Source organism: Enterobacter sp. 22452, assembly GCF_052045065.1.
Classification (GTDB): Bacteria; Pseudomonadota; Gammaproteobacteria; order Enterobacterales; family Enterobacteriaceae; genus Enterobacter; species Enterobacter mori.
In genome coordinates this window covers 1-13053 of sequence record NZ_JBQEOB010000011.1, presented here as the reverse complement: position 1 = coordinate 13053, position 13053 = coordinate 1, and the positions used below count along the sequence as shown (strand labels likewise).

8 protein-coding genes are annotated in these 13053 nt (G+C 57.3%); 2 read left to right on the top strand and 6 right to left on the bottom strand.

From position 1 onward, the window contains the following. Positions 1–4 precede the first annotated feature (4 nt). The gene (locus ACTJJA_RS21670) at positions 5–292 is read left to right on the top strand and encodes an addiction module antidote protein (RefSeq protein WP_042715630.1); all 288 of its coding nucleotides are present in this window, start codon (positions 5–7) and stop codon (positions 290–292) included. On the opposite strand, the gene ACTJJA_RS21665 is transcribed toward ACTJJA_RS21670, so the two are convergent. After that, complete coding sequence (locus ACTJJA_RS21665) at positions 289–1920, bottom strand: Na/Pi cotransporter family protein (RefSeq protein ID WP_042715616.1); 1632 nt, start codon at positions 1918–1920, stop codon at positions 289–291. The genes ACTJJA_RS21670 and ACTJJA_RS21665 overlap by 4 nt on opposite strands. 201 nt (positions 1921–2121) lie before the next feature. Further along, on the bottom strand, positions 2122–5805 hold the full coding sequence (gene metH / locus ACTJJA_RS21660) for a methionine synthase (protein ID WP_440669185.1): 3684 nt from the start codon (positions 5803–5805) through the stop codon (positions 2122–2124). 193 nt (positions 5806–5998) lie between these two features. On the opposite strand from metH, the gene iclR reads away from it, so the two are divergent. After that, positions 5999–6826 carry a glyoxylate bypass operon transcriptional repressor IclR gene (iclR, locus tag ACTJJA_RS21655; RefSeq protein ID WP_074136400.1) on the top strand — a complete coding sequence of 276 codons (828 nt, stop codon included), beginning with the start codon at positions 5999–6001 and terminating at the stop codon, positions 6824–6826. A 68-nt stretch (positions 6827–6894) separates the two neighbouring features. On the opposite strand, the gene aceK is transcribed toward iclR, so the two are convergent. The 4 genes from aceK to metA form a co-directional block, all read right to left on the bottom strand. Next, positions 6895–8634, bottom strand: coding sequence for a bifunctional isocitrate dehydrogenase kinase/phosphatase (gene aceK, locus ACTJJA_RS21650; RefSeq protein ID WP_440669184.1), 1740 nt, complete (start codon positions 8632–8634; stop codon positions 6895–6897). A gap of 47 nt (positions 8635–8681) precedes the next feature. Beyond that, on the bottom strand, positions 8682–9986 hold the full coding sequence (gene aceA / locus ACTJJA_RS21645) for an isocitrate lyase (protein WP_089598593.1): 1305 nt from the start codon (positions 9984–9986) through the stop codon (positions 8682–8684). A 31-nt stretch (positions 9987–10017) separates the two neighbouring features. After that, the gene (aceB, locus tag ACTJJA_RS21640) at positions 10018–11619 is read right to left on the bottom strand and encodes a malate synthase A (RefSeq protein WP_440669183.1); all 1602 of its coding nucleotides are present in this window, start codon (positions 11617–11619) and stop codon (positions 10018–10020) included. Positions 11620–11889: 270 nt separating this feature from the next. Further along, positions 11890–12819 carry a homoserine O-acetyltransferase MetA gene (metA, locus tag ACTJJA_RS21635; RefSeq protein ID WP_059312978.1) on the bottom strand — a complete coding sequence of 310 codons (930 nt, stop codon included), beginning with the start codon at positions 12817–12819 and terminating at the stop codon, positions 11890–11892. Positions 12820–13053 lie beyond the last annotated feature (234 nt).

Genomic DNA, 13053 nt, shown 5'->3' with positions numbered 1-13053 from the left:
GAGCATGCATAAATTAACACCCTACGATCCAGCCAACGCGCTGGTGGATGACGAGGAAATAGCCGTGTTTATGGCTGATGCATTAGAAACGGGGGACTCAGCGTATATTGCTAAAACTCTGGGCGTCATCGCGCGAGCGAAAGGAATGTCGACCATTTCACAGCAAACTGGCTTATCACGAGAGCAGCTTTATCGTTCATTCAGTGATAAGGGGAACCCAACGCTTAAGACCACGCTGGCGGTCATGAAAGCATTGGGTCTTGGGTTAACAATCAAACCCACCGGGGATTAATACTCATCCCGCTCGTCATCTTCATCCGGTTGCTCCATCACGCTGTACGCCACCGCGCAGAACAACGAGTTGAGACGCTTCATATCCCCCAGCAGCCCCAGGTGCAGGGAGCTGGTTTCGATACTCTGCACGTTCTGCTGGTGCAGACGCTCGACGTGAGCGTGCGAGTAGCGGCGGTTCAGAATGCGGAAACGGTGCTTGTTGCGGCGCAGGCGGCGCGCGCTCGGTACATCGCTTGAGAAGAAGACCGACATCGCCAGCTTCAGGTTGCTGACCAGCTGTTCGTGCAGCGCTTCCAGCTCCTTCAGCCCTTCGCCCGAGAACGCTCGACGCGCGGCCAGGGATTTGTCGGCGATCTCGCTGCCCATACGTTCAACGATATCCGACGCCTGCTCAAGGTTGAGCGACATCTCGATAATTTCCGCCCAGCGTCGGGACTCCTCTTCCGCCAGTTCGTCCTGCGGGAGGCGCGCCAGATAGAGCTTGATGGCGGTGTACAGCACGTTGATGTCGTCTGCCAGCCTGCGCAGCTCTTTCTCTTCGCGCGGCTCGCCGTGCATCACCTTCTGCAGCCCTTCGAGCATGGTCTCCATCGCATCGCCCATGCGCAGCGTTTCACGGGCGGCATTGGCGATAGCCAGCGCCGGGGTATCCAGCACCGAGGTGTCCAGATGCTTCGGTTTGAGGCGCGCATCCAGCTCTGGTTCATCGCGGATGAGGCGCTCGCAGAAGCGGGCCATCGGCGCAGCGAACGGCACCATCGCCAGACAGCGCACCAGGTTGTAGAAGACGTGGAAGTAGATCACCAGCTCCGCCTTCGGCAGCGGGAGGTTGTCCATCAGGTTCGCCAGCGGGTGAACGAACGGCAGAATAATCAGGCTGCCCACAAGCTTAAACAGCAGGCTGCCCAGCGCCACGCGGCGGGCGGCGGCATTGGCAGCGCTGTTATTGAGCATCGCCAGCAGGCCGGAGCCGAGGTTGGCCCCGATCACCAGACACAGCGCCACCGGGAAGGAGATCGCGCCTGCAGCGGTGAGCGTGGCCGTCAGCAGAACTGCCGCCAGGCTGGAGTAGCTGACGATAGCAAACACCGCACCGATCAGTGCATCCAGCATGATATCCCCGGTCAGCGAGGCGAAGATGACCTGCACGCCGTTGGCCTCGGTGATAGGGGTAACCGCCTGAACAATCAGCTCCAGCGCCAGCAGGATCAACCCGAGGCCAATCCCCACGCGGCCAAGCTGTCCGGCACGCGTCTGCTTACGGCCAAGGAAGAAGATCACGCCGAGGAAAATCAGCAGCGGCGACAGCCAGGAGAGATCGAAGGTCAGAACACGCGCCATCAGCGCGGTACCGACGTCGGCTCCCAGAACGATCACCAGCGCCGGGGCGAGCGCGACCAGATCCTGCGCCACAAACGAGGTGACGAGCATGGTGGTGGCGTTGCTGCTTTGCACCAGCGCCGTAACGCCGATGCCCGCGCAGAACGCGAGCGGCTTCTTCTCAACGCTGCTGCTGAGGACGGTACGTAATCGCGCGCCGAACACGCGCATCACGCCGGTACGGACGATATGGGTACCCCATACGAGCAGTGCGACTGCAGAGAGCAGGTGTAACAACGTCAACACGGAAGGTTTTCCTCCTTATCGTTATCTATTTTCCTGAGGTTCGCTGCGCGTTGCCTTGCCGAATGGCGGCTACGCGTAGGCCCGGTAAGCGCAGCGCCACCGGGCAATAGGGTTAGAACCTTATTTGAGTATAAGGGTTTAAACGTAAGAAAGAGACAGGGCGCCCCATGAGCGCCCTGTTTGTTGTAAGGAAAAGTGATTTTAGTCGGCGTCGTAGCCCAGATTCGGTGCCAGCCAGCGTTCCACTTCAGACACGCTCATGCCTTTGCGCAGGGCATAATCTTCGATCTGATCCCGCTGCAGCTGCGCCACGGCAAAGTACTTGCTGTCCGGATGGCTGAAATACCAGCCGGAAACAGACGCGCCCGGCCACATGGCGAACGACTCGGTGAGCTTCATGCCGGTATGGGTTTCCACGTCCAGCAGTTTCCAGATGGTGCCCTTTTCAGTGTGTTCCGGGCAGGCCGGATAGCCCGGCGCCGGGCGAATACCCTGGTAATTTTCGCGGATCAGTTCCTCGTTGCTGAGGTTTTCATTGGCCGCGTAGCCCCAGTGCACCTTACGCACGCGCTCGTGGAGGTACTCGGCGAAGGCTTCCGCCAGCCGGTCAGCGATCGCTTTCACCATGATTTTGTTGTAATCATCGTGCTTCGCTTCGAACGCATCCGCCAGCGCGTCTTCTTCCAGACCACCGGTTACCGCAAAGGCGCCGATATAATCGGCTTTACCACTTAACTTAGGTGCGACGAAATCGGCCAGGCAGTAGTTGGCAAAGCCCACTTTTTCGGTTTGCTGGCGCAGATGGCGGCTGACCGCCAGCACGTGGGTGCGGGTTTCATCGCGGTAAATTTCCACGTCGTCGCCCACGCGGTTCGCCGGGAACAGACCCACCACGCCGCGCGGGTTGAGGGTTTTCTCTGCGCTCAGCGTGTCGAGCATGTCGTTGGCATCTTTAAACAGACGCTTCGCCTCCTCTCCTACTACCTCATCCTCCAGGATGCGCGGATATTTGCCCGCCAGCGACCAGGTCATAAAGAACGGCGTCCAGTCAATGTAGTTGCGCAGCGTCTCAATGCTTGCCGTTACGTCCTGCACGCCCAGACGGTGTGCGACCGGCGGCGTATAGCTGGACCAGTCAAACGCCAGATCGTTGTCGCGCGCCGCCTGAAGTGAAACAGGCGGGGTGCGCGGCTTCTTACGGCCGTGCTGGATGCGAACGGTTTCGTACTCTTTGCGGGTGCGCGCCACAAAATCGTCGCGCTGGGTGTCGGAGAGCAGCGCGGAGACCACGCCCACGGTGCGCGAGGCGTTCTGCACGTAGACCGTCGGGCCGCTGTAGTTCTGCTCGATTTTCACCGCCGTGTGCGCTTTCGAGGTGGTCGCTCCGCCAATCAGCAGCGGGATGGTAAAGCCCTGACGCTCCATCTCTTTCGCCACGTTGACCATCTCGTCCAGGGACGGGGTAATCAGCCCGGAAAGGCCAATCAGGTCAGCATTCACCTCGCGCGCGGTCTTGAGGATTTTGTCCGCCGGGACCATCACGCCGAGGTCGATAATTTCGTAGTTATTACACTGCAGCACTACGCCGACGATATTCTTGCCAATGTCGTGCACGTCGCCCTTCACGGTGGCAATCACCATCTTGCCGTTGCTGGAGCCTTTCTCTTTGCTGGCTTCGATGTAGGGCTCAAGATACGCCACCGCCTGCTTCATCACGCGGGCGGATTTCACCACCTGCGGCAGGAACATTTTGCCCTCACCGAACAGATCGCCGACCACGTTCATGCCGTCCATCAGCGGGCCTTCGATCACTTCGATGGGACGGGCGGCCTGCTGACGTGCTTCTTCAGTGTCGAGTTCAATAAATTCGGTAATGCCTTTAACCAGCGAGTATTCCAGACGCTTTTTCACGTCCCAGGAACGCCACTCGGCCTGCTGAACGTTTGCCGCCTCATCCGATTTGCTGCCGCGGTATTTCTCCGCCAGGTCCAGCATGCGCTCGGTGGCGTCGTCACGGCGATTAAGGATCACGTCCTCGACGGCATCGCGCAGCTCAGCAGGGAGGTCGTCGTAAATTGCCAGCTGCCCGGCGTTGACGATCCCCATGTCCATTCCGTTGCGGATGGCGTAGTAGAGGAACACGGCGTGGATCGCTTCACGCACCGGGTCGTTGCCGCGGAACGAGAACGACACGTTCGACACGCCGCCGGAGATCAGCGCATGCGGCAGTTCGCGCTTGATGTCTTCACACGCCCCGATAAAGTCCTGGGCGTAGTTGTTGTGCTCTTCAATCCCGGTCGCGACGGCGAAGATATTCGGGTCAAAGATGATATCTTCCGGCGGGAAGCCCACCTCTTCGGTCAAAATCTTGTACGCGCGGCGGCATATCTCGATTTTGCGCTCGCGGGTATCCGCCTGGCCCACTTCGTCGAAGGCCATCACCACCACGGCGGCACCGTAGCGGCGAACCATCTTCGCGTGGTGGATAAAGATATCAACCCCCTCCTTCATCGAGATGGAGTTAACGATGCCTTTGCCCTGGATGCACTTCAGCCCTTTTTCAATGACTTCCCATTTGGAAGAGTCAATCATGATCGGCACGCGGGCAATGTCCGGCTCACCGGCAATCAGGTTGAGGAAACGCACCATCGCCGCTTCGGCGTCGAGCATCCCCTCGTCCATGTTGATATCGATAATCTGCGCGCCGCTTTCCACCTGCTGGCGGGCAACGTCCAGCGCTTCGCTGTACTTCTCTTCTTTGATCAGGCGCTTGAACTTTGCAGAACCGGTAACGTTAGTACGCTCACCCACGTTCACAAACAGGCTGTCGTCGCCGATGGTCAACGGCTCAAGGCCGGAAAGGCGACAGGCAACCGGAAGCTCGGGCAGCTTGCGCGGTGGCAGCCCGGCCACGGTGCTGCTCATGGCGGCGATGTGCTCCGGCGTGGTGCCGCAGCAGCCGCCGACGATGTTCAGGAAGCCAGACTCAGCCCACTCGCGGATTTGCGCCGCCATGGTGTCGGCATCGAGATCGTATTCACCGAACGCGTTCGGCAGACCGGCGTTCGGGTGGGCGGTGACGTAGCATTCCGCGATACGGGAAAGCTCCTGCACGTACTGGCGCAGTTCGTCCGGCCCCAGCGCACAGTTGAGGCCAAAGGAGAGCGCTTCGGCGTGGCGCAGGGAGTTATAAAACGCTTCGGTTGTCTGGCCGGACAGTGTACGGCCAGAAGCGTCGGTAATGGTGCCGGAAATCATGATCGGCAGGTCAACGCCCAGCGCCTCGAACTCCTCTTTCACCGCGTAAATCGCAGCTTTGGCGTTGAGAGTGTCGAATACGGTTTCAATCAGGATCAGGTCGGAACCGCCTTCCACCAGCGCTTTGGTCGATTCACGGTAGGCGGCTACCAGCTGGTCAAAGGTGATATTACGAAACGCCGGGTCGTTGACGTCCGGTGAAATCGACGCGGTGCGGTTCGTCGGGCCAAGCACCCCGGCAACGTAGCGCGGTTTGTCCGGCGTGCGGGCCGTCCACTCGTCGGCGCAGGCGCGCGCAAGCTTTGCGGCTTCAAAGTTGATCTCCGCCGACAGGGATTCCATCTGGTAATCCGCCATGGCGATGGTTGTCGAGTTGAAGGTGTTGGTCTCAACGATATCCGCACCCGCCTCGAAGTAGGCGTTGTGGATATCCTTAATAACGGACGGCTTGCTAAGCACCAGCAGGTCGTTGTTCCCTTTCAGGTCGCAGGGCCAGTCGGCAAAGCGTTCGCCGCGGAAATCGTCTTCACTGAGACGATAGCCCTGGATCATGGTGCCCATGCCGCCGTCCAGCACCAGAATTCGTTCATTTAACTGCGCACGCAGTTGCTCTACTTTGCTGCTCACACTTGCTCCCGACAACGCTCAACAAGGCCAAAAGGCTGGGTTCCATACTGGCACAATCTCGCAGGGTGGAAAAGTCACACAGCGGTAACATGAGACATGTTCACCATCACTCCTCCGATCAGTCATGAAAGCGGTTGCAAAATCACCAAATAAAACGAAAATGATTTCCACGATACAGAAAAAGGAGATCGTCATGGTCACGACCGTTCCCGCCAAACGCGGCAGAAAGCCTGCAGCCACCACCGCTGCGCAACCCGGCGGACAGGTTCAATCGCTCACGCGCGGTTTGAAGCTGCTGGAGTGGATAGCCGAGTCGCACGGCAGCGTGGCCCTGACCGAGTTGGCCCAGCAGGCTGGCCTGCCGAACTCCACGACGCACCGCCTGCTAACCACCATGCAGCAGCTGGGCTTTGTCCGTCAGGTGGGCGAACTGGGGCACTGGGCGGTGGGCGCGCATGCGTTTATCGTCGGCAGCAGCTTCCTGCAGAGCCGCAACCTGCTGGCGATTGTGCACCCGATTCTGCGCAAGCTGATGGAAGACTCCGGCGAGACGGTCAACCTGGCGGTGCTGGACCAGAGCGACCATCAGGCGATTATCATCGACCAGGTGCAGTGCACGCAGCTGATGCGCATGTCCGCACCGATTGGCGGCAAGCTGCCGATGCACGCCTCCGGGGCGGGGAAAGCGTTTCTCTCGCAGCTGAGCGAGGAGCAGGTGACGGGGCTGCTGCACCGTAAAGGTCTGCACGCCTATACCCACGCCACGCTGGTCTCGCCCGTGCATCTGAAAGAAGATCTGGCCCTGACCCGCAAGCGCGGATACTCGTTTGATGATGAGGAGCATGCGCTGGGCCTGCGCTGCCTGGCATCCTGTATTTTTGACGAGCACCGAGAGCCGTTTGCCGCCATTTCCATCTCCGGCCCCATTTCACGCATGACCGACGACCGCGTGACCGAGTTGGGTGCGCTGGTGATTAAGGCGGCGAAAGAGGTGACACTGGCGTATGGTGGGATCCGTTAAGGTTGAGAGCGGCCTGATGCCCTCACCCCGGCCCTCTCCCACAGGGAGAGGGAGAAAACATGATGACCTCACCCTGCGGGAGAGGGAGAAAATCTGATGCAAAACCGCTGCTTGCGGCGGTAAGCGTACACATCTTCCACGTGCCCATTTTTGATCCGCTTTTGCAGTCCGCGCCAGTAGCTGGCGCGGAAAAGATCCTCATGCATCTCTTCGAATAGCGGCCCGATGCGCGGGTCGGCGCACAGCCAGTGGCGAAACTCCTCCGGAAACACGTCCCCCGGCGAGACGCTATACCACGGCTCACCGGACAGTTCATCTTCCGGGTAGCGGGGCTGTGGGATATCGCGGAAATTCACCTCGGTCATGTAGCAAATTTCGTCGTAATCGTAGAACACCACCCGCCCGTGACGGGTGACGCCAAAGTTTTTAAACAGCATGTCGCCGGGAAAAATATTGGCGGCGGCAAGCTGGCGAATCGCGTTGCCGTATTCTTCAATGGCGTCACGTAAGGCCTGACCGTCAGACTGCTCAAGCCAGATATTCAGCGGTACCATGCGGCGTTCGATGTAGAGATGGCTGATCACGATTTTGTCACCAAGATCGGTGATTTTTGCTGGCACTTCCTGCATTAACAGCGCCATGAGCGCCGGGTCGATCTGCCGTTTATCCAGCACAAAGTTTTCGAATTCCTGGGTATCCGCCATCCGCCCGACGCGATCGTGCTCTTTAACCAGCTGATAGCAGGCGCGGACGTGCGCAGCGCTCATCTCCTTCTGCGGCGCGAATCTGTCTTTAATCACCTTAAAGACCCGGTCGAAACCCGGCAGCGTAAAGACCAGCATCACCATACCGCGAATGCCTGGCGCTTCGATAAACTGCTCGTCGGCCGCAGTGACATAACGCAGGTACTCCCGGTAGCTTTCCGTTTTGGCGTGCTTCTGGCAGCCAATCGCCATATACAGCTCGGCGGTGGTTTTGCCCGGCAGGATCTCGCGCAGCCACTCCACCAGAGCGGCAGGCAGCGGGGCGTACACCATGAAATAGGAGCGGGCGAAGCCAAATACGATGCTGGCCTCGGCGCCGGTGGTCAGGCAGGTATCGACAAACAGTTCCCCGTCGTCGGTACGGTGAATCGGCAGCAGAAACGGCACAATAGCGGTTGGCGTAACCAGTTTGCCCACCAGCCAGGCGGCTTTATTGCGGTAGAAAAGCTCGTTGGCAACCTGCAAATGGCTGCGGCTGAGCACCTCCGCGCCGAAGGTTTCGTTGAGATGCGCGTGGATATAACCGATATCCCGGGTTTTATTTTCCCAGGGCAAACGCAACGGCAAATCCGTTAAGACGCGGTGCAGGAGCTTTTCCCACCCGCGCTCGGGAAAGAAATCTTTCGCCAGCGGACGCGGAATGGTTCGAAAGCGTCGCTCGGGCTGAGAGCTGAAGATAAATAACCGCTCAGGAGATAATGAGCGGTGGTCAAATAACCGGCAATAGACGGAGTTGAAAAAGCTCTCCGCAATCTCGAAGCGCGGGTAATCGGGTAACAAATGGGTGTAATGCTCTTTGACGCGCAGTAAAAATTCCGCATCCGGACTTTTCCCGTCGGTAATACAGCGCAGCTGCTCCACTACCAGACCCACGTGGTGGTCGTAGAGATGAATACGCTGCTTCATGGCCTGCTGAACCGCATGCCAGTCTGCATGTTCAAAGCGCTGCTGCGCGCCGGATGTCACTTCAAGAAAACGACCATACTGGGCATCAAAGCCCTGCAAAATGGTTTGGGCAATCAGCAATTCCAGTCCACGCGACATATATTCCCCTCACCCCCCCTCTCCCCAGAGGGGGAGGGGGGAAAAGATTAGAACTGTGCTTCTTCCGTGGAGCCCGTTAAGGCGGTGACGGAGGAGGTGCCGCCCTGAATAATCGTGGTCACATTATCAAAGTAACCGGTTCCCACCTCCTGCTGGTGAGACACGAAGGTGTAGCCGTCTTTACCCGCGGCAAACTCCGGCTGCTGCACCTTCTCAACGTAGTGCTTCATGCCCTCACCCTGCGCGTAGGCGTGCGCCAGGTCGAACATGTTGAACCACATGCTGTGGATGCCAGCCAGGGTAATGAACTGGTATTTGTAGCCCATGTCGGACAGCTGCTGCTGGAAGCTGGCGATGGTTTTGTCATCCAGCTTTTTCTGCCAGTTGAAGGACGGCGAGCAGTTGTAGGCCAGCAGCTTGCCCGGGTATTTGGCGTGGATGGCGTCGGCAAAGCGTTTTGCCAGCGCCAGATCCGGCGTTGAGGTTTCACACCAGACCAGGTCCGCGTAAGGCGCGTACGCCAGGCCACGGCTGATCGCCTGTTCAATGCCGGCATGGGTACGGTAGAAGCCTTCACTGGTACGCTCGCCGGTGATGAACTCGCTGTCGTACGGGTCGCAGTCAGAGGTGATCAGGTCCGCCGCGTCCGCATCGGTACGGGCAATCACCAGCGTCGGCACGCCGAGCACGTCTGCAGCCAGACGCGCCGCAACCAGCTTCTGCACGGCTTCCTGTGTAGGAACGAGCACCTTACCGCCCATGTGTCCGCATTTCTTCACTGACGCCAGCTGGTCTTCGAAGTGAACGGCCGCTGCACCGGCCTCAATCATCGATTTCATCAGCTCGAAGGCGTTCAGCACGCCGCCGAAGCCCGCTTCTGCATCTGCGACGATCGGCAGGAAGTAATCCGTAAAGCGCGGATCGTTTGGTTCGATACCGGCGGCCCACTGGATCTGATCCGCACGGCGGAAGGTGTTGTTGATCCGATCCACCACCGACGGCACGGAGTTAGCCGGGTAGAGCGACTGATCCGGGTACATGCTGGAGGCCAGGTTAGCGTCCGCCGCGACCTGCCAGCCGGAGAGATAAATAGCTTCAATGCCCGCCTTCGCCTGCTGCAGCGCCTGACCGCCGGTCAGCGCGCCGAGGCTGTTGATGTAGCCCTTTTTGGAGCCACCGTGCAGAAGCTTCCACATTTTCGCCGCACCGTTCTGTGCCAGCGTGCACTCCGGGTTGACCGAGCCGCGTAATTTCACCACTTCCTCTGCGCTATACGGACGGCGGATGCCTTCCCAGCGCGGTTGAGTCCACTCTTTCTTTAACTCTTCGATTTGTTGGGTACGGGTTTTCATGTGCAGATGCTCCATATTGTTATGTGGTGAGTTACGCCAGGAAGCGGTAGCCCGGCAGGGTCAGGAAGTCGATTAAGTCATCTGAGGTGGTGATTTGCTCCATCAGGCGCGCAGCGTCGTCAAAACGTCCGCTGCTGAAGCGGTGCTCGCCCAGCTCGTCCTGGATCACCCGCATCTCTTCGGCCAGCATCTGGCGGAACAGGGATTTAGTCACCGGCTTGCCGTTGCTGAGCGTTTTTTGATGATGGATCCACTGCCAGATGGAGGTGCGAGAGATCTCCGCCGTCGCGGCATCTTCCATCAGGCCGTAGATAGGTACGCAGCCGTTGCCGGAGATCCACGCTTCGATGTACTGGACCGCGACGCGGATATTCGCACGCATGCCCTCCTCCGTACGCTCACCCGTACACGGTGCCAGCAGCTGTTCTTCTGCGATGGGTGCATCGTCTTCACGCGTAACAAACAACTGGTTTTTATTGTCACCAAGCACGCGGTTAAAGACCTCCATCGCCGTATCGGCCAGACCAGGGTGAGCAATCCACGTGCCGTCGTGGCCGTTAAGGGCCTCAAGCTCTTTGTCGGCTTTCACCTTGTTGAGCACCTGGTTATTGCGTTCTGCATCTTTGCTCGGAATGAATGCCGCCATGCCGCCCATCGCAAAGGCACCGCGCTTGTGGCAAGTTTTAATCAACAGACGCGAGTAGGCGCTCAGGAAAGGTTTATCCATGGTGACCACCTGACGATCCGGCAGCACGCGATCGCCGTGATTTTTCAGGGTTTTGATGTAGCTGAAGATGTAGTCCCAGCGTCCGCAGTTCAGGCCGACAATATGATCGCGCAGCGCATGCAGGATTTCATGCATCTGGAATACCGCAGGCAGCGTTTCAATCAGCAGCGTGGCCTTGATGGTGCCGCGCGGCAGGTCAAAACGGTCTTCCGCGTAGCTAAACACTTCATTCCACCAGGCCGCCTCCTGCCAGGACTGTGTTTTTGGCAGATAGAAATAGGGGCCGCTACCTTTTGCCAGCAGGTTCTTGTAGTTGTGGAAGAAATAGAGTGCGAAATCAAACAGGCTGCCCGGAATGGCTTCCCCACGCCAGGTGACATGTTTTTCAGGCAGGTGCAGACCGCGAACGCGGCAGATCAGCACCGCCGGATTCGGTTTGAGTTGATAAATTTTACCGGCTTCGTTGGTATAGCTGATGGTGCCGTTCACGGCGTCGCGCAGGTTGATCTGCCCGTCGATAACTTTGTTCCAGTCTGGTGCCAGTGAGTCCTCAAAATCCGCCATAAAGACTTTAACGTTGGCGTTCATGGCGTTGATCACCATTTTGCGCTCTACCGGACCGGTGATCTCAACGCGACGATCCTGTAAATCATCAGGGATGCCGCGGATTTTCCACTCGCCACGGCGAATGGAAGCGGTTTCCGAAATGAAGCCAGGCAACTTGCCATCGTCAATCTCCTGCTGCTGATGAATGCGTGCCGCCAGCAGCTTATTACGCTGCGGCGTAAAGCGGGTCACCAGTTCAGTCAGAAATTCTACCGCTTCCGCCGTCAAAACTTGCTGTTCTTGCTCGCCATACGGCTGGGTAAAGGCCAGTTCATCGACCGTCGTTGCCTGTTGAGTCATTACTCTGCTCCTCATCAAAGATCCAAAATCACGCCCCCGATGCGAACGAAAGATCGTTGGGTAGTTTTCGCTCAGCAGAATTAAGACTATCTATATTTTTTCCAAAATCAAAAACAATTTCCATTTTAATTGTTAATTGCAATTAATTTATTGATTTTACTGAGATTAAAGTTTGATTGAATGATGAGTGAGATTTCGGAAATAAAAAAGGCACCCGAAGGTGCCTGATTTGAATAGCTGAAACGCTTTAGGATCGTTTAGTGCAGAAGATTACTCCAGCGTCGGATTCATGTGACGCAGATCGTATGGCGTTATCTGATAGACGTAATAGTTGAGCCAGTTAGTAAAAAGCAAATTCCCGTGGCTGCGCCAGGTTGCTCTCGGTTTGTTTTGCGGATCGTCTTTTGGGAAATAGTTGTACGGTACTTCCGGATTAAGACCCGCTTCGACATCACGGAAATACTCTGACGCGAGAGTATGCGGATCGTATTCAGGATGTCCGGTCACAAAGGCAATGCGTTTATCCTTACTGGCAAACAGATAAGCATCTCCATCTTCCGTTTCGGCCAGGATCTCCAGATCGGTGTAATCACGAATCAGCTGGGCCGGGAAATCGGCGTAGCGAGAATGTGGGGCCAGGAAAGAGTCATCGAAACCACGCGTCAGCAACGCATGTGGATGAAGAATGTGGTGTTCATATACGCCGGAGAGTTTTTCAGTGCGGGTTTGCTTGGGGATGCCATAAAGAATATTCAGTGCGGCTTGTACCGCCCAACAGACAAACAATGTGGACGTGACGTGATCTTTTGCCCACTCCAGGACCTGTTTGATCTGTGGCCAGTAGGCGACATCGTTAAATTCAACCAGACCGAGCGGCGCACCGGTCACAATCAGTCCGTCGAAGTTTTCACCCTGAATGTCATCGAAGTTACAGTAGAAGTTGTTCAGATGCTCAGAAGGCGTGTTACGCGACTCACGGGCATCGATCCTCAGCAGCTGTATATCGACCTGCAGCGGAGAATTCGACAGCAGACGCAGGAACTGGTTCTCCGTTTCGATCTTTTTTGGCATCAGATTGAGAATAAGCACCTTCAGCGGGCGAATTTCCTGACCTGTCGCACGCGAAGCCGTCATGACGAAGACATTTTCTTCACGCAAGAAATTGACGGCTGGTAGCTCGTCCTGCACCCGAATCGGCATAACTTAATATCCTCACAACATACGTATAAACGTTTAGACATCCAGATAGCTAACGATACCCAGAAACGGGCATAATGTCGAGCCTGCAAGCGTAAGGTGAGAAAGTTTCAAGGAGGGGGAAAAACAAAAGCAAAAAACCCCGCACCTTTCGGTACGGGGTTCTTCTAATTGATGCCTGGCAGTTCCCTACTCTCACATGGGGAGACCCCACACTACCATCGGCGCTACGGCGTT

Excerpts from the sequence above, each read along its gene's own strand:
- ACTJJA_RS21670 (WP_042715630.1), top strand. The coding sequence starts at position 5 with ATGCATAAATTAACACCCTACGATCCAGCCAACGCGCTGGTGGATGAC.
- iclR (WP_074136400.1), top strand. The coding sequence starts at position 5,999 with ATGGTCACGACCGTTCCCGCCAAACGCGGCAGAAAGCCTGCAGCCACC.
- aceK (WP_440669184.1), bottom strand. The coding sequence starts at position 8,634 with ATGTCGCGTGGACTGGAATTGCTGATTGCCCAAACCATTTTGCAGGGC.
- aceA (WP_089598593.1), bottom strand. The coding sequence starts at position 9,986 with ATGAAAACCCGTACCCAACAAATCGAAGAGTTAAAGAAAGAGTGGACT.
- aceB (WP_440669183.1), bottom strand. The coding sequence starts at position 11,619 with ATGACTCAACAGGCAACGACGGTCGATGAACTGGCCTTTACCCAGCCG.
- metA (WP_059312978.1), bottom strand. The coding sequence starts at position 12,819 with ATGCCGATTCGGGTGCAGGACGAGCTACCAGCCGTCAATTTCTTGCGT.